The 18035-nt window shown below is 60.4% G+C and carries 20 protein-coding genes; 6 read left to right on the plus strand and 14 right to left on the minus strand.

What is annotated here, in order from left to right; translation table 11 throughout:
* Window positions 1-4 precede the first annotated feature (4 nt).
* Genes sdhA through sdhC form a run of 3 tightly spaced genes read right to left on the minus strand, consistent with a single transcriptional unit; the run spans window position 5 to window position 2554 of the window.
* Window positions 5-1804 (minus strand): succinate dehydrogenase flavoprotein subunit, encoded by a 1800-nt coding sequence (sdhA, locus tag BLR31_RS01935; protein WP_090590554.1) that lies wholly within the window; start codon window positions 1802-1804, stop codon window positions 5-7.
* A 6-nt stretch (window positions 1805-1810) separates the two neighbouring features.
* On the minus strand, window positions 1811-2161 hold the full coding sequence (sdhD, locus tag BLR31_RS01940) for a succinate dehydrogenase, hydrophobic membrane anchor protein (protein ID WP_090590558.1): 351 nt from the start codon (window positions 2159-2161) through the stop codon (window positions 1811-1813).
* A 9-nt stretch (window positions 2162-2170) separates the two neighbouring features.
* Complete coding sequence (gene sdhC, locus BLR31_RS01945; protein WP_090590562.1) at window positions 2171-2554, minus strand: succinate dehydrogenase, cytochrome b556 subunit; 384 nt, start codon at window positions 2552-2554, stop codon at window positions 2171-2173.
* Between the two features lie 265 nt (window positions 2555-2819).
* Between sdhC and BLR31_RS01950 the strand changes: the two genes are divergently transcribed.
* Together BLR31_RS01950 and BLR31_RS01955 are read left to right on the plus strand one after the other, a co-directional pair.
* Window positions 2820-3404 (plus strand): NUDIX domain-containing protein, encoded by a 585-nt coding sequence (locus BLR31_RS01950; protein ID WP_090590566.1) that lies wholly within the window; start codon window positions 2820-2822, stop codon window positions 3402-3404.
* A gap of 60 nt (window positions 3405-3464) precedes the next feature.
* Entirely contained in the window at window positions 3465-3872 is a 408-nt protein-coding gene (locus BLR31_RS01955; RefSeq protein WP_090590570.1) for a VOC family protein, read from the plus strand.
* A gap of 4 nt (window positions 3873-3876) precedes the next feature.
* On the opposite strand, the gene BLR31_RS01960 is transcribed toward BLR31_RS01955, so the two are convergent.
* The gene (locus BLR31_RS01960; RefSeq protein WP_090590573.1) at window positions 3877-4086 is read right to left on the minus strand and encodes a DUF1737 domain-containing protein; all 210 of its coding nucleotides are present in this window, start codon (window positions 4084-4086) and stop codon (window positions 3877-3879) included.
* Between the two features lie 107 nt (window positions 4087-4193).
* On the opposite strand from BLR31_RS01960, the gene BLR31_RS01965 reads away from it, so the two are divergent.
* Window positions 4194-4838: a carbonic anhydrase gene (locus BLR31_RS01965; RefSeq protein ID WP_090590577.1), complete on the plus strand. Its 645-nt coding sequence runs from the start codon at window positions 4194-4196 to the stop codon at window positions 4836-4838.
* On the opposite strand, the gene BLR31_RS01970 is transcribed toward BLR31_RS01965, so the two are convergent.
* The 5 genes from BLR31_RS01970 to BLR31_RS01990 all read right to left on the minus strand — a co-directional run bounded on the left by BLR31_RS01970 (window position 4839) and on the right by BLR31_RS01990 (window position 8807).
* Entirely contained in the window at window positions 4839-5723 is an 885-nt protein-coding gene (locus tag BLR31_RS01970) for an EamA family transporter (protein WP_090590581.1), read from the minus strand.
* Between the two features lie 79 nt (window positions 5724-5802).
* Window positions 5803-6111, minus strand: a complete 309-nt coding sequence (locus BLR31_RS01975) for a YciI family protein (RefSeq protein ID WP_090590584.1) — start codon at window positions 6109-6111, stop codon at window positions 5803-5805.
* On the minus strand, window positions 6111-7151 hold the full coding sequence (locus tag BLR31_RS01980) for an aspartate-semialdehyde dehydrogenase (RefSeq protein ID WP_090590588.1): 1041 nt from the start codon (window positions 7149-7151) through the stop codon (window positions 6111-6113). Before BLR31_RS01980 ends, BLR31_RS01975 begins: the two co-directional genes overlap by 1 nt.
* Before the next feature lie 425 nt (window positions 7152-7576).
* Window positions 7577-8146, minus strand: coding sequence for a fasciclin domain-containing protein (locus tag BLR31_RS01985; protein ID WP_090590591.1), 570 nt, complete (start codon window positions 8144-8146; stop codon window positions 7577-7579).
* Window positions 8147-8258: 112 nt separating this feature from the next.
* Window positions 8259-8807: an acyloxyacyl hydrolase gene (locus BLR31_RS01990; protein WP_176762465.1), complete on the minus strand. Its 549-nt coding sequence runs from the start codon at window positions 8805-8807 to the stop codon at window positions 8259-8261.
* Window positions 8808-8927: 120 nt separating this feature from the next.
* On the opposite strand from BLR31_RS01990, the gene BLR31_RS01995 reads away from it, so the two are divergent.
* Window positions 8928-9416, plus strand: a complete 489-nt coding sequence (locus BLR31_RS01995) for a YciE/YciF ferroxidase family protein (protein ID WP_090590598.1) — start codon at window positions 8928-8930, stop codon at window positions 9414-9416.
* Window positions 9417-9489: 73 nt separating this feature from the next.
* Window positions 9490-10485 carry an LLM class flavin-dependent oxidoreductase gene (locus BLR31_RS02000; RefSeq protein WP_090592022.1) on the plus strand — a complete coding sequence of 332 codons (996 nt, stop codon included), beginning with the start codon at window positions 9490-9492 and terminating at the stop codon, window positions 10483-10485.
* A 98-nt stretch (window positions 10486-10583) separates the two neighbouring features.
* On the opposite strand, the gene leuB is transcribed toward BLR31_RS02000, so the two are convergent.
* Together leuB and leuD are read right to left on the minus strand one after the other, a co-directional pair.
* Window positions 10584-11681 carry a 3-isopropylmalate dehydrogenase gene (leuB, locus tag BLR31_RS02005; RefSeq protein WP_090590602.1) on the minus strand — a complete coding sequence of 366 codons (1098 nt, stop codon included), beginning with the start codon at window positions 11679-11681 and terminating at the stop codon, window positions 10584-10586.
* Window positions 11682-11735: 54 nt separating this feature from the next.
* On the minus strand, window positions 11736-12341 hold the full coding sequence (gene leuD, locus BLR31_RS02010; RefSeq protein WP_090590606.1) for a 3-isopropylmalate dehydratase small subunit: 606 nt from the start codon (window positions 12339-12341) through the stop codon (window positions 11736-11738).
* Between the two features lie 152 nt (window positions 12342-12493).
* On the opposite strand from leuD, the gene deoD reads away from it, so the two are divergent.
* Window positions 12494-13201, plus strand: a complete 708-nt coding sequence (deoD, locus tag BLR31_RS02015) for a purine-nucleoside phosphorylase (RefSeq protein WP_090590610.1) — start codon at window positions 12494-12496, stop codon at window positions 13199-13201.
* 126 nt (window positions 13202-13327) lie between these two features.
* On the opposite strand, the gene purH is transcribed toward deoD, so the two are convergent.
* From purH to BLR31_RS02030, 3 genes are all read right to left on the minus strand, one after another.
* Complete coding sequence (purH, locus tag BLR31_RS02020; RefSeq protein WP_090590613.1) at window positions 13328-14917, minus strand: bifunctional phosphoribosylaminoimidazolecarboxamide formyltransferase/IMP cyclohydrolase; 1590 nt, start codon at window positions 14915-14917, stop codon at window positions 13328-13330.
* 79 nt (window positions 14918-14996) lie between these two features.
* Complete coding sequence (locus BLR31_RS02025) at window positions 14997-16646, minus strand: heparinase II/III family protein (RefSeq protein ID WP_090590616.1); 1650 nt, start codon at window positions 16644-16646, stop codon at window positions 14997-14999.
* A gap of 80 nt (window positions 16647-16726) precedes the next feature.
* On the minus strand, window positions 16727-18034 hold the full coding sequence (locus BLR31_RS02030; RefSeq protein ID WP_090590619.1) for an RsmB/NOP family class I SAM-dependent RNA methyltransferase: 1308 nt from the start codon (window positions 18032-18034) through the stop codon (window positions 16727-16729).
* Window position 18035 lies beyond the last annotated feature (1 nt).

The following is an 18035-nucleotide window of genomic DNA, read 5'->3' on the forward strand; positions in this document are numbered from 1 at the left end:
CTCCTTAATAGACACGCGCCTTGGGCGCGATCTTCGCCAGATCGATACCGTCGGACAGCGGATCGACATGCACAGGACGATAATCGAGGGTAACTTCACCCGCATCGTTCACCCAGCTCAGCGTATGCTTGCGCCAATTGGTGTCGTCGCGATCGACAAAATCCTCACGCGCGTGAGCACCGCGGCTCTCCTTGCGCGCCTCGGCCGAATAGACCGTGGTGATCGCATTGGCCATGAGATTTTCGAGCTCGAGGGTTTCAACGAGATCGGAATTCCAGATCAGCGAGCGGTCGAAAACCTTTACGTCACCGAGCTCGCCCCAGATTTCCGAAACCCGCTTACAGCCGTTTTCCAGCGTTTCCTGGGTCCTGAACACCGCTGCGTCATCCTGCATGGCGTTCTGCATCTTGTCGCGAAGCTTGGCGGTCGGAATAGCGCCATTGGCGTTGCGCAGCCTGTCGAAACGGCTCATGATCTTGTCTTCGGATGCCGCGTTGACCTCCGGGACAGGCGCGGTGCGATCAATGATCTCGCCGGCGCGAATGGCCGCGGCGCGACCGAACACCACAAGATCGATGAGCGAGTTCGAGCCTAGCCGGTTCGCACCATGCACCGAAGCACAACCCGCTTCACCGACAGCCATCAGACCCGGCACGGTCGCATCCGGCCCACCGCGAGAAGGGTCGAGCGCTTCACCGAAATAATTGGTCGGAATACCGCCCATATTATAGTGCACCGTGGGGATCACCGGGATCGGATCGCGGGTGAGATCGACGCCTGCAAAGATCTTTGCCGACTCCGAAATCCCCGGCAGCCGCTCGTGCAGCACGGCGGGATCGAGATGGTCGAGATGGAGGAAAATGTGGTCGCCCTTGGCGCCCACGCCCCGGCCTTCGCGGATTTCCATGGTCATGCAGCGGCTGACGACGTCGCGGCTGGCCAGGTCTTTTGCATTGGGCGCATAGCGCTCCATGAAGCGCTCGCCCTCGGAATTGACGAGATACCCGCCCTCTCCACGCGCGCCTTCGGTGATGAGGCACCCCGAACCGTAGATCCCAGTCGGGTGAAACTGGACGAATTCCATGTCCTGGAGCGGCAGCCCGGCACGGGCCACCATGCCATTGCCGTCACCGGTGCAGGTGTGCGCCGACGTCGCCGAGAAATAGGCGCGACCATATCCACCCGTTGCCAAAACCACCATCTTGGCGCGGAACCGGTGAATGGTGCCATCATCGAGCTTCCAGGCAATAATGCCTTCGCATTTGCCATCATCGCTCATCAAGAGATCTAGCGCGAAATACTCGACGAAAAACTCCGCGTTGTGGCGCAGAGATTGACCATAAAGCGTATGGAGGATCGCGTGGCCGGTCCGGTCGGCCGCTGCACAGGTGCGCTGCACTGGGGGCCCGTCACCGTAATTTTGCATGTGCCCGCCGAACGGGCGCTGATAGATCTTGCCCTCTTCGGTACGCGAGAACGGCACGCCGTAATGCTCGAGCTCATAAACGGCCTGCGGCGCCTCACGCGCCAGATATTCCATGGCGTCGTTGTCGCCCAGCCAGTCCGACCCCTTGACGGTGTCGTACATGTGCCACTGCCAGCTATCGGGGCCCATGTTCGAAAGCGAAGCGGCGATGCCACCCTGCGCCGCGACAGTATGCGAGCGTGTGGGGAAAACCTTGGTAACGCAAGCGGTCTTGAATCCCTGCTCGGCCATGCCCAGCGTCGCACGAAGACCCGCGCCGCCTGCGCCGACCACCACGACGTCATAGGCGTGGTCGATGATTTGATAAGCCGAAGCCATATGCAGTTAACCTCCGAAGGCGAGGACGAGCACCGACACCAGCGCGATCGCGCCGATGATGACGGTGAATGTTGTGTTGGCGGTCTTGGCCAGTCCGTGGAGCTTTGGCTCGTGGACATAATCCTCGATGATCTCGTACATGCCGATCCGCATATGGACGAGCGCCGAACCGATCAGCACCAACGCCAAAATCGCAACGATGGGATTGGCGAAGGTCGCCGCCATCTGTGCGCGATCGGCGCCGGCGAGGTTCACGACCAGCCAGATCAGAAAGCCGACGAAAACGATATTGAGCGCGCCGGTGACGCGCTGGCGGATAAAGGTGCCAGTCCCTTTTTCACCCGGATGCGTTTTCATGCCCACCCCTTAAAACCAGACAAACAGCGCCCAGACCACAAGGGTCGCGGCGATGGAAAAGACGAGCGTCGCAATCGTAATCGTTTCGCGGCTGGCCGCATCGAAACCAGAGCCCGTGTCCCAGATGAAATGCTTGATGCCGCCCGCCATGTGGTGAAACAGCGTCCAGGTATAAAGGAACAACCCGACCTGGATGATCGGATGCGCAAAGAAACCCTGCACGCCACCGAGCTGATCCTGGCCAAGCGCCGCCGCGCCCAACCACAGCACGAACAAGATCGTGCCCAGATACAACCCGACCCCAAGCACGCGATGGATGATCGACATCGTCATGGTGAGGGTGAAGCGATAGACGGAAAGATGCGGAGAGGTCGGTCGGAACTGCTGCGCCATTGCTGCCTCGATCTGGCCACACGAGAATACGTGCGGCAAAGCGAAAGCCGGTTGCCCGGCCAAGAACTCGGGGCCAACTTCTAATCGTGCTTTACCCATTCGTCAAAGGGCGGGACTTACGTCTTTGGTCTGAAAAGCAAGTTCGATGCGCGGGCTAATATACTGAGTTTCCAAATCATATTTCGCTCGGACGCTGGACAAGCATGGCTAAGTCAAGGCAAACCTGAATAAATGTCAGCTAGGTTTACCTAGAAGGTAAAGCATCATGTCCCCAAAACCTCTCATCGCCATCACATCGAAAAAAATCCTCGCCAAAGCATGGGGATCGCTGACCGAATACGTTTTCGACTATCTCCATAGCGACGGCGGTCAAACTTCGATCAAACGCGAGGTCTACGATCACGGTAGCGCGGCAGCGATTCTCCTTCTCGATCCCGACCAAAGATTGATCACGCTCGTGCGCCAGTTTCGGCTGCCGCCGCACTTGAATGGCAACGACCCCATGATGCTCGAAGTGTGCGCCGGCCTGCTCGATGGTGACACGCCAGAGGTTTGCGCCAAAAAGGAAGCAGTTGAAGAAACCGGCATCGCGCCGCGCGACATCGTCTTCGCCTTCGATATCTATGCCAGCCCGGGATCGCTCACCGAAAAGGTTTCGTGCTTTATCGGTTTTTACGGAGAGGCCGACAGGATCGGCGCAGGCGGCGGACTGGACCACGAAGACGAGGATATCGAGATCGTCACGATCCGCTATGACCAGGCTTTGCCCATGATCGCGTCAGGGGCCATAATCGACGCCAAGACCGTGGCCCTCATCCAGCACGCCGCGCTGTCCGGCCATTTTGGCTGAACGGTGCAACGCGGCAGTTCGGTCGGCGTTAAAGCGATACACGCAAGAGAGAACGGCCCTATGCAATTTCACACAGGACGTCTGATCGACCACCTCCACCTCCGTGTCGCCGATTTGGAAAAGAGCCGCGCATTTTATCGCGCCGCCCTCGGCGCGCTCGGGCGCGAAATAACCCATGAGGACGAGAATCACTTCGCTTCCGATGAACTCTTCGTCGACAAAGCCGATGGCTACGTCTCCCGCGTCCATCTCGCCTTTCAGACGACGGGCCCAGAAATGATCAAGGCATTTTATGAGGCTGCATTGGCGGCCGGGGGGACCGACAATGGTGCACCCGGCGAACGCAACTACCATCCCGGCTACTACGCCTGTTTCGTCCTCGACCCCGACGGCAACAATATCGAAGCTGTCTGGCACGGCCCCCATGAGCGCAGCGCGCCCTCGGTGGTAATGACCACGCCCGGCTGAATGATCAAACGTAGTCGATCAGCTTCTTGTCCGGATCATAGGGCTGATCGGCGACCTCCTTGGTCACCGCCTGCCCGCAGCGCATCTTGCCTGCGCCCGCATCGAACACATAGTGCGGCTCCCCATAGAGCAGCCAGCCTTCCGAGAGCGCCTTGGTCACCTTGTGACAAAAGGCGGAATCATCCTCACCGGACAAAAACCTGTAGATCACCATCTTCCCACCATACGAAATCGATTACGGCAATTGCGGCCGACACATTGATCTTGCGCCCGCCCTAAGCTAATCGCTTAGCGGAGAAGTGGACGCAAGGAAAAGACGGCATGGCGCAAGTATTCCCCTCCTTCCTGCTCGATGGCTATCGCAATTTCATGTCGGGACGCTACGCGACCGAACGCGATCGCTACCGGTCATTGGCCGAAGAGGGGCAGCGTCCCCGCACCATGGTGATCGCCTGCTGCGACTCCCGTTCGGCACCCGAGACGATCTTCGATTGCGGGCCGGGCGAATTGTTCGTGATCCGCAACGTCGCCAATCTCGTGCCGCCCAACGGGCTCGATACGACGTTTCATTCCACCGCAGCAGCGCTGGAATTCGGCGTCATTCACCTCAAGGTCGAGCATATCGTCGTGATGGGTCACGGCCGCTGTGGCGGCATTGCTGGCGCCCTCGCGACCTCTGCAGGCCACGCGCCCGAAGGTGACTTCATCGGAAAATGGCTCACAATGGTCAGCGACATGGCCAACCGCGTCCAGGCGCAGAGCGACCTGTCGCTCTCAGAACAGCAAACCGAGCTTGAGCGCATTTCCATCCGCCAGTCGGTCAATAATCTGTCAGCATTCCCTTTCGTCAAATCCCGTGTCGATGACGGCCAGCTGAGCCTGCATGGCGCATGGTTCGATATCTCTTCAGGCGAATTGTGGACGATGAACGGCGACAGCGGCGACTTCCTGCGCCCCGCCGCGTAGTTACGCCCCCGGCTGAATCGGGGCCTGTTTGGGCTTGATCCTGATCACCGTCAGGATCAAGCCACAAAAAACCAGAACGCCACCGGCGAGATCGACCGGATAAAGCGTTTCGCCAAGTATCAAGACACCCGACGAAATGCCTGCGATCGGCACGAGCAGCGTGAACGGGGCCACGGTTGCCGCAGAATGGCGCGACAACAGCCCCGACCACATGGCGAACCCGAACAGCGTCGCCGGATAGGCCAGAAACGCAATCAGCCCGACGGCATTCCAGCTGGGCGGATCGATAGAGGTGACGATCGCCGGCCCACCCTCGAAGGCAAACGAGAGGACAAAAAGCGGGATCGACGCAAACACATTGCCCCAGACCGTAAACGGCACCATGGGGATCGAACCGGCCTTTTTCGACAAGATATTGGCGATCCCCCAGCTCAACGCGGCGAGCATCAAAATGCCAAGAGGCAAAAGCTCTGCCCCCGCCCCATGGCCCCAGGCGATCACACCGATCCCCGAAAACGCAACCGCTGCCCCAACCATTTGAAGCTTGCGCGGCACCTCGCCGAAAACGAAAAACGCCAGCCCGATGGTAAACATCGCCTGCACTTGCAGCGCCAGCGACGCGAGAGACGCCGAGAGGCCCATGAACAGCGCAAGATTGAGCAGCGCATAAAGCGCGCAGCCCATAAAGAGGCCATAGCCCATGACCAGAAGCCAGGGCGCTTGCGGCCTCTTGATGAAAAAGATCACCGGCACGGCAGCAAAAAAGAACCGCAACGCTGCCGCCAAAAGCGGCGGCATTTCCGCAACGCTCAGTTTGATGATCGTGAAATTGAAGCCCCAGATCGCGACCACGACAAGAGCGATAAGCACGTCGCGCAATGGCATCGAAAGATCTCGCGAAACGAAAAAGGCAGGAGCCCTGCCTTAACGCATGACCCCTGCCCTGTCATCCAGCGCATAAGATTTATCGCGCCCCGATCTCCATGTCCTCAAAGCCCGGCGCAGTACCCCAGGCATAGACATCGGTCGTGGCCCGCAAACCATGGATCTGGAACGGATCCTCGGCGATGATCTTTTCGACCTCCGCCTTGGTGTCCGCCTCGAAGATCCACAGCCCACCCTTGGGCGCACCGCCCGGCTCGGGCCGCATTGCGCCGGCCAGAACGATCTGGCCCTTGTATTTGCGCAGATAGGCCTGATGCGCCTCGGTATGAGCGGCGCGGATATCGCCCGCGCCCTCGACCTTATCGGTGAAAAGAGCCGCCCAGCGCATTATGCCGCCTTGGGCTGGATCAGCCCGCGTGCGATCAGCGTTTCGGCGATCTGGATGGTGTTGAGCGCCGCGCCCTTGCGCAGATTGTCCGAAACGACCCACATGGCGAGCCCGTTTTCCACGGTCACGTCTTCACGGATGCGGCTGACATAGGTCGCGTCCTCTCCCTTGGCTTCGACCGGAGTGATGTAACCACCGTTTTCGCGCTTATCGAGAACCACGATCCCCGGCGCGTCGCGCAACGCATCGCGCGCCTCATCGGGCGAAATCGGACGCTCGAATTCCATATTGACCGCTTCGGAGTGCCCCACGAACACCGGCACACGCACGGCCGTGCAGGTCACCTTGATCTTGGGATCGAGCATCTTCTTTGTCTCGGCCAGAACCTTCCACTCTTCCTTGGTGTAGCCATCCTCCATGAACACGTCGATATGGGGGATGACATTGAAGGCGATCTGCTTGGTGAACTTTTGTGGCGTGGGCTGGTCGTTGACGAAAATGCCCTTCGTCTGGTTCCAGAGCTCGTCCATCGCTTCCTTGCCGCCACCGGACACCGACTGATAGGTCGAAACGACGATACGGGTTAGCTTGGCCAGATCATGCAAGGGCTTGAGCGCCACGACCAGCTGCGCCGTCGAGCAATTTGGATTGGCAATGATGTTCTTGCGATCGTTCCTGGCCATATAGGCATCGAGCACATGCGCGTTCACTTCCGGAACGACCAGCGGCACGTCTTCATGGTAGCGGAACGCCGAGGAGTTATCGATGACCATCGCGCCGGTCGCACCGATCTTGGGCGCCCATTGCTTGGAGATCTCGCCGCCCGCGCTCATCAAGACGAAATCGGTGCCGGTGAAATCATAGTCGTCGAGATTCTTGCACTTCAGAATCTTGTCGCCAAAGCTCACCTCGCGCCCGACCGAGCGCGACGATGCAAGCGGCACCAGTTCGGAAACTGGAAAATTGCGCTCAGCGAGAATATCGAGCATTTCGCGACCGACATTGCCGGTGGCACCGACAACTGCAACCTTGTAACCCATAGTGATATTTGTCCTTTCACCCCACCTCCCGCGCCGCGGGCTGGTGCCCACTCGGCCTTAAGTGCTCTGCCGCCCTCCCCGCCGGGAGGATTGGCCCGGGGAGTGCGTCAAGCGGTTTTGGTGGTGGTTTTACCTGCGAACGACTTTGCGCCGGCAGGAGTGCCGGGCAATCTGTGCATCGATGTCATGGTCAACAATCTGGCCACGCAAAATGCTCCGCCGTTCGGGAGCAGTGTCATACGCGGTTCCGCCACATTTGCCAAGGGTAGCAAAAAAGGCCCGCCACGAATGGCGGGGCGTGGAGCGTTGCCAGCAAAAGTGGAAACCACCTTTGCGGTTCGGCAGAGTGACCAGACAAAAATCAGACTCCTTCGTCGCGCGGCGAAGGAGTCTGGCGCCAAGGGAGAGACGCTTTTGTATTCAGATCAGTTAGGGACGAGCACGCTATCGACTACGTGGATCACACCGTTCGACTGGTTGACGTCCGGGATGGTGATACGCGACGCGTTGCGGTTTTCGTCGACGGCGACCAGCGAACCACCCAGCATCTGGAAGCCGAGCGTATCGCCCGAAACAGTCGTCAGACCGACCGCCCCGCCATTGTCCTCGACCAGCGCCATGAGATCGGCAGCGGAATAATTGCCCGGGATCACGTGAGCCGTCAGAACCTTCTGCAGCATTTCGAGATTTTCAGGCTCGAGCAGAGTGTCGACAGTGCCTGCGGGCAAAGCGGCAAATGCCGAATTGGTCGGCGCAAAGACAGTGAACGGCCCTGCGGTTTGCAGAGTATCGACAAGTCCGGCCGCCTTGACGGCAGCAACAAGCGTCGTGTGGTCAGCCGAGTTCACCGCATTTTCGATGATGTTCATCTGCGGCGACATCGGGGCACCGCCCACCATCGGATTTTCCATAGTGTCCTGGGCAAGTCCTGCCCCGGCAACGCCAAAGCTCAGGGCAACGCCAGCCAGTGCGAGAGAAGCAAATTTGGTGATCATTTCAGAACCCCCCTTCATGGGTGAAGATTACGCACGATCCCATCCGGTCGTGCTTACGGGGGTATCTACGGCAAGTCGCTTCAGGAAGTTTCAGATTGAGGCGAAAAGCCGATCAGAACTTGACCCCGACCATCACGCCGAGGTTGGAAAGGCCCTGATTGGGTGGGCAAAGCTCGAGATTTGAGATGTGTTCGTAACGCAGCGTCACCGTCACATTCTCATTTACATGCGCTCCGATACCTGCCGCGTCGTAGAAATTGAGCGAGCACCCGAAATTGCGCGCCGGCGACGTCGCCCCCTGCAGCGCCCCGTCGGTCAGCGCTGCACCGAACCCCAGTTCGAGATAGAGCGGGGTGTCGAACACCGGGATCTGCCAGTTGAGATTGGCGTGGATCAAATTCTCACGCCCATTGAGATTGAGCGTCGTGCCGATCTCAGGCCGTGGCGAGCCGATCCAGCGAAACGCCTCGATGTCCGGCGATGCGAACAGCGCGGAAAACTTTACGTTTTCGAGCCGCGAGAAATCCCAGTTGTCCCCCGTCGGCAAGAACCCGCTATAGGCGCTGTGGTAGAAAACCCCGGCTCGAAACTCTTCGATACCGAAATCCTGTGCCGAAGCTGGCGTAGCCAGAATGGCGACCGCCATAGCCGACACTATCACAGGTTTAGTCCAGAACCGGCCCGACATACGCAAAGCTACCTTAGATCGTTCTCACACTCGAGACCCCATTGCGCGCGTCGCAGTCGCGGTGCGGGTCCTGACCAACGGAGATTTACCATCATGTCGATTGCTTCGCTACAAGACTTGTTCGTCCATACCCTCAAGGACGTCTATTTCGCTGAAAACCTCTTGGTCAAAAAGCTTCCGGTGATGGCCAAGGAGGCTGGTGCTGCGCCCCTCAAGAAGGCATTCGAAGCGCATCTCGAAGAAACCAAGACCCACGTCCGCCGCCTCGATGAGATCTTCAAGATCCTCGGGGAAAAGCCAGAGGCCGAAGAATGCCCCGCTATCGAAGGCATCATCGAGGAAGCCGAAGAACTGTTGGGCGAAATCACCAACGCCAAAACCAAGGACGCAGCCTTGATCGCGTCGGCACAGGCCGTCGAGCATTATGAAATCACCCGCTACGGCACGCTCGTCTCCTGGGCCAAGGAACTCGGCCACGAGCAGGTTCTCGGCCATCTGCGCGAGACCCTCGCGGAAGAAAAGGACGCCGACAACAAGCTGCTGCGTCTTGGCGAAGACCAGCTCAACGCCAAAGCCGCCTAATTATTTTTAATAATCGGCATTTAACGATGAAGGCGCGCTTGAACATCGGCGCGCCTTCTCCCATTTTGGGATGATGACACGTCCCCCCTTATCCATTCAGGACCTTGCGCCGATCTCGCAGGGCTATTCCACCACTCAAGCGCTCGCCAAAACCCTCGATCTTGCCCGCCTGGGCGACGATATGGGCTTTGCGCGTCTCTGGTACGCCGAGCATCACGGCATGGCCTCCATCGCCTCCTCCGCCCCGGAAATCCTCATCGCCAACACCGTCGCCCATACAAGCCGCATCAATGTCGGCGCCGGCGGGGTGATGCTGCCAAACCACGTGCCACTGCGGGTGGTCGAAACCTACCGCACGCTCAACGGTCTCTATCCCGGACGCATCGATCTGGGCATCGGACGCGCCGGTGGGTCGGACGGACTAACGCTGCGCGCCTTGCGCTCCACCAATGGCGAAGATTTCCCACACGAACTTGCCGAGCTATTGGCCTTCGAAAACGATGGCTTCCCTGCCGACCATCCCCTCGCGCGGGTCAAGGTGGTACCCAGCGAAATCGTCCTGCCCCCAATCTGGCTGCTGGGATCGTCAGGTGCCTCGGCCCAGATGGCCGGGCAATATGGGATCGGTTACGCCTTCGCCTCCCACTTTTCGCCCACCCCCGCCGGACCGGCCTTCGACGCCTATCGTCGGAGCTTTAGACCTTCGGGCCACTTCCCCGACCCGCACGCCATTCTCTGCGTCGCGGTTATCTGCGCGCCGACCGACGAGGAAGCCAAACATCTCTCGAAATCGATGGAATTGACCTGGCTCCGCCTGCGCTCCAACGATCCGCAAAAGATCGCTCCCCCGGAAGACGCGGACGCATATCCCTGGACGCCGCAAGAGCGCGCTTTCGTTGAAAGCCAGTCCAACCTCTGGATCGTCGGCAGCCCGGAAACCGTGGTTGCACAGATCGACGAAAAGGTGCGCGAAACAGGCGCCGACGAGGTCATGGTCTCGACCACCATGCACGACTACGACAAACGCCTCGAAAGCTACCGCCTGCTCAAGTCGGCATGGGACCAATAGGTCGAACCATGACCAGGCACAGCGGCGCCACACCTGTCATCCCGGGATTTACTCCCGGGATCCAGCGCAGCGGCTATCCACGCTCTGCAGGTTAGGGCCTAGCCCAGCTTGGCAATAATCGCGTCGGCCATTTCCGCCGTCGTCACCTTGCGGCACCCGGTCTGCATGATGTCCCCGGTCCTCAACCCGTCCTCGAGCACATCCGATATCGCCGTTTCGAGCCTGGTCGCCAACTCGACCATTCCGAACGAATAGCGCAGCGCCATCGCAAACGAGGCGAACATGGCGATCGGATTGGCAATCCCCTGCCCGGCGATATCGGGCGCCGAACCATGCACCGGCTCATACATCGCCTTGCGCATCCCGGTCTCGGGATCGGGCGCGCCAAGCGAAGCCGAGGGCAGCATGCCCAGCGACCCAGTCAGCATCGCCGCGGCATCGGAAAGAATGTCGCCGAACAGATTGTCGGTCACCATCACGTCGAACTGTTTCGGGTTGCGCACGAGCTGCATGGCGGCGTTGTCCGCCAAAATCTGCTGCACTTCGATTTCCGGATAGTCCTTGGCGGCCTGCTTTACCACCTCGTCCCACAAGACGCCTGACTTCATGACGTTCTTCTTGTCGGCCGAATGGACCTTCTTGCCGCGCGTCATGGCGAGGTCGAGGGCCACCCGCGCGATGCGGTCGATCTCATAGCTCTCATAGACCTGCGTATCGACGGCGCGCTTCTGGCCATTGCCCAGATCGGTGATTTCCTTGGGCTCGCCGAAATAGACGCCCCCGGTCAACTCGCGCACGATCAGGATATCGAGCCCTTCGACAAGTTCGCGCTTGAGCGAAGACGCATCGGCCAGCGCCGAATAGCAGATGGCCGGGCGCAAATTAGCAAACAGCCCCAGGTCTTTGCGCAACCGCAACAGCCCCGCTTCCGGCCGCACATCATAGGGCACGTCGTCCCATTTCGGGCCGCCAACAGCGCCAAAGATCACAGCATCGGCTGCAACCGCCTTGGCCATATCCTCTTCGGAAATCGCCACCCCATGCGCGTCATAGGCACAGCCCCCGACCAGCCCGCTCTCATAGGAAAAATCGGTCGCCCCGCTACCATTGAGATGCGCGATCAGCTTTTCGACCTCCGCCATGATCTCGGTGCCGATCCCGTCGCCGGGCAGAAGAAAGAGGGTATGCTGGGCCATGGTGTTCTCAAGTCTTGGATAAAACTGGTTCGGATTGCAGCGCAGTCGATGGACTTAGACCCAGGGACGATCCTGGGCCATCTTTGTCTCAAAACCACCAATCGTCTCGTCCTTCTTGAGCGTCATGGCGATGTCGTCTAGCCCTTCGAGCAGGACCTGCTTGCGGCCCGGATCGATGTCGAAATGGATCGTGCCGCCATCCGGTCCCGAAATCGTCTGCGCCTCGAGATCGACGGTAAGCGTCGCGTTCGACCCGCGATCGGCATCGTCGAGCAAAAGATCGAGCTGCTCGGGCGTCACCACCAGCGGCAGGATGCCGTTCTTGAAACAGTTATTGTAGAAAATATCGGCAAAGCTGGTCGAGATCACGCACCGAATGCCGAAATCGAGCAGCGCCCATGGCGCGTGTTCGCGGCTTGAGCCACAGCCGAAATTGTCGCCGGCGATGATAATCTTGGCACCACGATAGGCCGGCTTGTTCAGCACGAAATCGGACTTTTCCGTCCCGTCCTCGCTGTAGCGCATTTCCGAAAACAGCGCCGAACCAAGCCCCGTACGCTTGATGGTCTTCAGATACTGCTTGGGGATGATCATGTCGGTGTCGATATTGATGATCGGCAGCGGTGCGGCAACGCCCGTCAATGTCGTGAATTTGTCCATGCTCAGCTCCTAACCGTACCCGGCGGTACGTCTCTCTTTCCCCGTGTCTAATCCAATCTGCGCCGATTGCCAAGCCGCCAGCCGTGCCCCATTGCCTCGCCCCGCAGCCCGGCTGTAAGCTGCATGCAATTTTTGACCAAAGGATAAAAACAATGACCCCGCACAATCATGCCAAGCCGGGCGACTATGCCGAAGCCGTGCTGCTGCCGGGCGACCCCCTGCGTGCCAAATGGATCGCCGAAACCTTTTTGACTGACGCCAAGCTCGTCAACTCCGTGCGCAACTGCCTTGGCTACACCGGCTCGTGGAACGGCAAGCCGGTTTCCGTCCAGGCGACCGGCATGGGCCAGCCCTCGACGGCTATCTATGTGCATGAGTTGCTAACCGTCTATGGCGTCAAAACCATGATCCGCGTCGGCACCTGCGGCGGCCTGAACACCAAGGTCAAAGTCCGCGACGTGGTCATCGGCGCGTCCGCCTCCACCGACTCCACGATCGTCAAGGGCGCCTTCGGCAATTACAATTATGCCCCCGCGGCCGACTATTCCCTGCTTCGCGCCGCTGACGACGCATCGCGCGCCAAGGGCAAGACGGTCCATGTCGGCAACATCGTCTCGTCCGACATCTTCTACCATCCCTCGGGCCTGGAAGCCTATGGCAAGTTGATCGAGCACGGCGTCCTCGGCGTCGAAATGGAAGCGGCGACGCTTTACACCCTGGCCGCCCGCTTCAAGGCGAAAGCCCTCACCATCTGCACGATGACCGATTGCCTCATCACCGGCGACGAGATCGACGCCGACGCCCGCCAGACATCGCTCAAAGACATGGTAGAAATCGCACTCGACGTCGCGACCTCTTAGTCCGCTCTGGACGAGCGAAGCGAGAACCGCGGCCAACTTTTTGGCCGCGCCGTCGCAGGCGCAGCGAGCAGGGTAGGCGCGGATTTAGCGCCGTTATCCTGCTCGCGGTACTCGCCGTGAGGCAGATTAGTGCCGAAAATGCCGCATCCCGGTGAACACCATAGCCAGCCCAGCCTTATCCGCCGCCGCGATCACCTCCTCATCCCGCACCGAACCACCCGGCTGGATCACCGCCGTCGCCCCAGCCTCGACAAGCGCTTCCAGCCCATCAGCAAACGGGAAAAACGCATCCGACGCCACGACCGAACCCTCGGTCAGCGCCCCTTTGAGCTTGGCCGCCTTGGCCGCATCCTTTGATTTCCGGTGCGCAATCCGTGCCGAATCCACCCGGCTCATTTGCCCGGCGCCGATCCCCACAGTCGCCCCGTCCTTGACGTAAACGATGGCATTGGATTTGACGTGCTTGGCGACCTTGGCCGCCACCAGCAGATCGGCCATTTCCTGTTCGGTCGGCGCGCGCTGAGTGACGACTTTGAGCTCGCAATCGTCGGCATTCTGATTGTCGCGCGTCTGGACCAAAAGCCCGCCGGAGACCGAGCGCACCGTCAGCCCGTCAGCCTTGGCATTGGGCAGGTCATCGGTCAAAAGCAGGCGCAGATTCTTCTTGCCCTCGATGATCTCGATTGCCCCCTCGCTCGCGCCCGGCGCGATGATCACTTCGGTGAAGAGTTTGACGATCTCTGTCGCCACGGCCTCGTCGAGCGGGCGATTGAGCGCCACGATACCGCCGAACGCAGAGACCGGATCGCACATGCGCGCCGCCTCATAGGCCTCGACCAACGTCGTGCCCTGCCCGACACCACACGGATTGGCGTGCTTGATAATCGCCACCGCCGCCGTTGCCTTGGGGTCGAACTCGGCAACGAGCTCGAACGCTGCGTCGGTATCGTTGATGTTATTGAACGAAAGCTGCTTGCCCTGCACCTGTCGCGCCGTGGCAACGCCGGGCCGGTTCGACCCGTCGGCATAAAACGCAGCCCACTGATGCGGATTTTCGCCATATCGCATCGTCTCGCGCAATTTGCCCGAAAAGCTGCGCCACGCCAGATCGGGCGTTTCGAGCGTTTTCGCAAACCAGTTCGACACCGCGGCATCGTAGGCCGCCGTGCGCGCATAGGCCTTGGCGGCATATTTCTGCCGGTCCGGATAGGGCACTTCGCCAGTGTCCTTAAGCGCCGCCAGCACATTCTCATAGTCTGCCGGATCGACGATCACCGTCACATCGCCATGGTTTTTCGCTGCCGCCCGGATCATGGCCGGCCCACCGATATCGATGTTTTCGATTACCTCGTCATAATCGGCGCCCTTGGCGACAGTTTCGGCGAACGGATAAAGGTTCACCACCAAGAGATCGATTGGCGAGATATCGTGGATGCGCATCGCCGATTTGTGCGCATCGTTGGAGCGAATGCCCAAAAGCCCGCCATGCACCTTGGGATGCAGCGTCTTGACGCGCCCGTCCATGATTTCGGGAAATCCGGTCACTTCCGAAATGTCGATCACCGGCAGGCCCGCATCGGCCAAGGCCTTGCGCGTGCCACCCGTCGAAACGATTTCGATCCCCATGGCGACCAGCACCGTCGCGAATTCGACAAGACCGGTCTTGTCGGACACCGAAAGCAATGCCCGCCTGATCTTGGTTGCACCCTGCACCATGATGAAAAAGTCCTGCGCTGTTCTGCCAATGGGGAAACTGCGCGCGCCCTAGCACGCTTTGTTGCCAGAGGGAACCGGGCTATTGCTTGGTGAACACCCAGGCGATTTCCGCCTTGTCGAAGGCCGGGCCGTGCAGAACGATCTGCCGCGTGCGGTGCAGGCCGAGATGGGCCGAATGCCGCACGCTATCCTCGATATCTGCTGCCGCCCCCTCCCACAGGAACGCCCACACCTCGCCATTGCGATAGATCAGCCGCACCAGATCCTCGCCCTGGCTGCGATCGAGTGCCACACCCGGGGCCAAATGAAAGCGGATCGAAAACGACCCCTGCAACCGCCGGCGCGATGGCACGGCCTCGAACCGGTCCTGCCCGACCAGCGTCTGCCCGCCGCCCATCAGCGTGACGCGCCGCGTAAGCGCCAGCCCATACCGATCGCCAAACGCCTCGGTGCGCATTTCTATGGTGTTCTCATCCTCAATGAAGCGCGGATCGTGAGACGGCTGTCGCGCCAAAAGCAGATTGGCCCGCCGGCCGCCCCCGCCCAGATCGGCGCTCGAAACCTCATCGATGGTCGGTGCGCTATGGGCCGATGTATGACGGAAAAGGTCCCGGCTTTCGGCCAATTGCCCCGGCGCCGGTCCGCAATTGCCCGCAATCAGCGTCGACCCATAAGCGTATTCGAACGCCAAAGCACTGGCATGCGCGTCGCCGGATTGATCGATAGGCGGCACCTGCCCCCCATCGGTGACGAGCTTGCCCGGCCCGTCGACAAGCACGCCATAGCCCGAGGCGACCCCGGACCGCGCCGTGCGCCAATTGCCCTGGGATTCGATCGCCAGCACCAGTTCGACCGGCACCTGCCCACAGCCATGGAAATAGGCGGGCTCATGGGTGGTCAGCACCAGCCGGTTCAGCGCACGGTTCATCGCCTCGATGCGCCGCGACAACTCTCCCGTCAGCTGCCCATGCCGCTGCAAAAGCGCCTGATGCACGGGGATGATCTCGGTGAGAAGCTGAATCTGGGCGTGCGGGTTGCGGCTCTTGACCAACCCATCGGCGTCGATCTGTTGATCGAGCCGCCGTTCGAGGTCTTCGACAAGCGCGCCGAGATCCCGGTTTTCATCGCTCTCGCTCAACCCGGCCCCGACAAGCGCGATCGCAGCCATCAGCCGGGCCAACGGATCGGTGCTGAGCGGCATGCGCACCTTGAGCGCGTGCACCTGGATGGCGATCGACCGATGCAGCGTGCGCACCTGATCGGGTGGCGCATCCGCGGTCAAAAGCGAAAGTGCTTTGAGCCAATTGAGCACGCGTCGGGCGGTAACGAAAACGTCCCAGGCATCGCGATCATATCGCCCATACCGCCCCAGCCAATCGACGACCAGGGTGCGCGCGAACGCCCGTTGCCCCTGATCAGTCGTGTTCGAAAAGTGCCGTAACCAGCCAAAGCTGTGCAGATCGGAAAACCAGGCATCGCTATCGGCCGCAACGCCGAAGGGCGAAAGCCCGCCGGTTTCCACTCGCACGCCCGCCAAAAGATAATTGCCGTCCATCATCTCATGTACGGTGTGGGTGTCGGCCGGCCGAAAATCGACGAGGCGTCCAGTATAGCGCGCATCGGTCGAGCCCGACCACGTCCAGCTAAACAGCGGATGCGTCACCGTACGGTCGGCGACGCCGAGCGCCAACCGTCCCAGCCGATAACGCAATACTGACAAAAAACGCATGCCCGAACCCTACTCGCGGCCCGAACATTACCATCAACCTTTAGTTAACCACAGCCATAACCACCCGTCATGGCATGAGATTACCCGGCTTTTTTCTCAAATCGTGCGATAAAAAACCCGTCCAACCCGCCCTCGACCGCGCCCGGCAGCGTCAAAGCCGGAGTCAGCCGCAGCGTGCCATCTGCATTGGTCGCTGCCGCCCAGCCACCGATATCCTCGGCCCCGATCGGCTTGAGCGTCAGTTCAGGATGGGTCTTCGCAGCCCATTCTACCTGAGCTTCGCCCTCTTTGCGCTCGAGCGAACAGACGCAATAGACCATCCGCCCGCCCGGCTTTAGAAGGCTCGCCGCGTGCGAAAACATCTTGCGCTGCAGCGCCACGCGCTCGCCAATCCCTTTTTCATCGCGATGCCAGAGCACTTCGGGATGTCGGCGGAACGTGCCTGTCGCCGAACAGGGTGCATCGAGCAGGATGGCGTCAAATGCTTCGCGCGGCGCATAGCTCAGCGCGTCACCGACCACGAGTTCGGCTTCGAGCCCCAGGCGGCTAAGATTTTCGCTCACCCGCTCCATGCGCTCGGCAGAAATATCCAGCGCCGTCACCCGCGCCCCGGCAGCCGCCAATTGCGCCGTCTTCCCACCAGGCGCCGCGCAGAGATCGAGCACCGCTTCCCCGGCCTGAACGTCGAGCAACCGGGCCGGTATGGCGGCGGCCACATCCTGCACCCACCATTGCCCCTCGGCAAATCCGGGCAATTGCGCAATCGGCACTTCGCGCTCGCTCACGCGCACGCTGGTGCCGATCAGCGGCGTCGCACCCAACGCGTCGATGAGCGCCCCATCTTCCGCTTTCAGCGTCAGATCGAGCGGCGGAGAGCTGACCAACTGCCCGGCAAAAGCGCCAACCGCCTCAGCGCCATAGCTTGCGGTCCACTCGCGCGCCAGCCAGTCGGGAATAAGCGCAGTATCGGGCATCGCCAGAAACTCGGCGGCGCCTCGCTGCACCGACCGCAGCGCACCATTGACCAGCTTGTCGAACCGCCCGGCCCGTTTGTCGGCCCGTGCCGCCTCGACGGAAAGATGGATGGCCGAATGAGCCGGTATGTCTTCGATATAGAGAAGCTGCGCGACACCGACCCGAAGCACAGCCTCCAAAATGCCAGCGCGTTGCGGGACGCCTTTCGAAAGCACGGACCCAAGAACCTCGGAAATCTGTCCATGCCGGCGCAAAGCGATCGTCACCAGCCGGTTGGCCAACGCCCTGTCGCGAGAGTCAGCGACACGGTCGGCAGAAATCGGCGCAAACGGCTTGCCGGCCAATACGCGATCGAGATGGAAAATGGCCTCAAGCCGGGGCTTGAGGCCTGCAATTGAAGATTGGTTCGTCAAA

It is taken from the genome of Pelagibacterium luteolum (genome assembly GCF_900100665.1).
Lineage (GTDB): Bacteria > Pseudomonadota > Alphaproteobacteria > Rhizobiales > Devosiaceae > Pelagibacterium > Pelagibacterium luteolum.

Bases quoted from the DNA above. Each gene is read 5' to 3' on its own strand.
- leuD (WP_090590606.1), bottom strand. From the start codon at position 12,341: ATGGACAAATTCACGACATTGACGGGCGTTGCCGCACCGCTGCCGATC.
- sdhC (WP_090590562.1), bottom strand. From the start codon at position 2,554: ATGGCGCAGCAGTTCCGACCGACCTCTCCGCATCTTTCCGTCTATCGC.
- BLR31_RS01980 (WP_090590588.1), bottom strand. From the start codon at position 7,151: ATGGGTTACAAGGTTGCAGTTGTCGGTGCCACCGGCAATGTCGGTCGC.
- BLR31_RS01970 (WP_090590581.1), bottom strand. From the start codon at position 5,723: ATGCCATTGCGCGACGTGCTTATCGCTCTTGTCGTGGTCGCGATCTGG.
- sdhD (WP_090590558.1), bottom strand. From the start codon at position 2,161: ATGAAAACGCATCCGGGTGAAAAAGGGACTGGCACCTTTATCCGCCAG.
- BLR31_RS01950 (WP_090590566.1), top strand. From the start codon at position 2,820: ATGTCCCCAAAACCTCTCATCGCCATCACATCGAAAAAAATCCTCGCC.
- BLR31_RS01975 (WP_090590584.1), bottom strand. From the start codon at position 6,111: ATGCGCTGGGCGGCTCTTTTCACCGATAAGGTCGAGGGCGCGGGCGAT.
- sdhA (WP_090590554.1), bottom strand. From the start codon at position 1,804: ATGGCTTCGGCTTATCAAATCATCGACCACGCCTATGACGTCGTGGTG.
- BLR31_RS01965 (WP_090590577.1), top strand. From the start codon at position 4,194: ATGGCGCAAGTATTCCCCTCCTTCCTGCTCGATGGCTATCGCAATTTC.
- BLR31_RS01985 (WP_090590591.1), bottom strand. From the start codon at position 8,146: ATGATCACCAAATTTGCTTCTCTCGCACTGGCTGGCGTTGCCCTGAGC.
- BLR31_RS01995 (WP_090590598.1), top strand. From the start codon at position 8,928: ATGTCGATTGCTTCGCTACAAGACTTGTTCGTCCATACCCTCAAGGAC.
- BLR31_RS02025 (WP_090590616.1), bottom strand. From the start codon at position 16,646: ATGCGTTTTTTGTCAGTATTGCGTTATCGGCTGGGACGGTTGGCGCTC.
- deoD (WP_090590610.1), top strand. From the start codon at position 12,494: ATGACCCCGCACAATCATGCCAAGCCGGGCGACTATGCCGAAGCCGTG.
- BLR31_RS01960 (WP_090590573.1), bottom strand. From the start codon at position 4,086: ATGGTGATCTACAGGTTTTTGTCCGGTGAGGATGATTCCGCCTTTTGT.
- BLR31_RS01955 (WP_090590570.1), top strand. From the start codon at position 3,465: ATGCAATTTCACACAGGACGTCTGATCGACCACCTCCACCTCCGTGTC.
- purH (WP_090590613.1), bottom strand. From the start codon at position 14,917: ATGGTGCAGGGTGCAACCAAGATCAGGCGGGCATTGCTTTCGGTGTCC.
- leuB (WP_090590602.1), bottom strand. From the start codon at position 11,681: ATGGCCCAGCATACCCTCTTTCTTCTGCCCGGCGACGGGATCGGCACC.
- BLR31_RS02000 (WP_090592022.1), top strand. From the start codon at position 9,490: ATGACACGTCCCCCCTTATCCATTCAGGACCTTGCGCCGATCTCGCAG.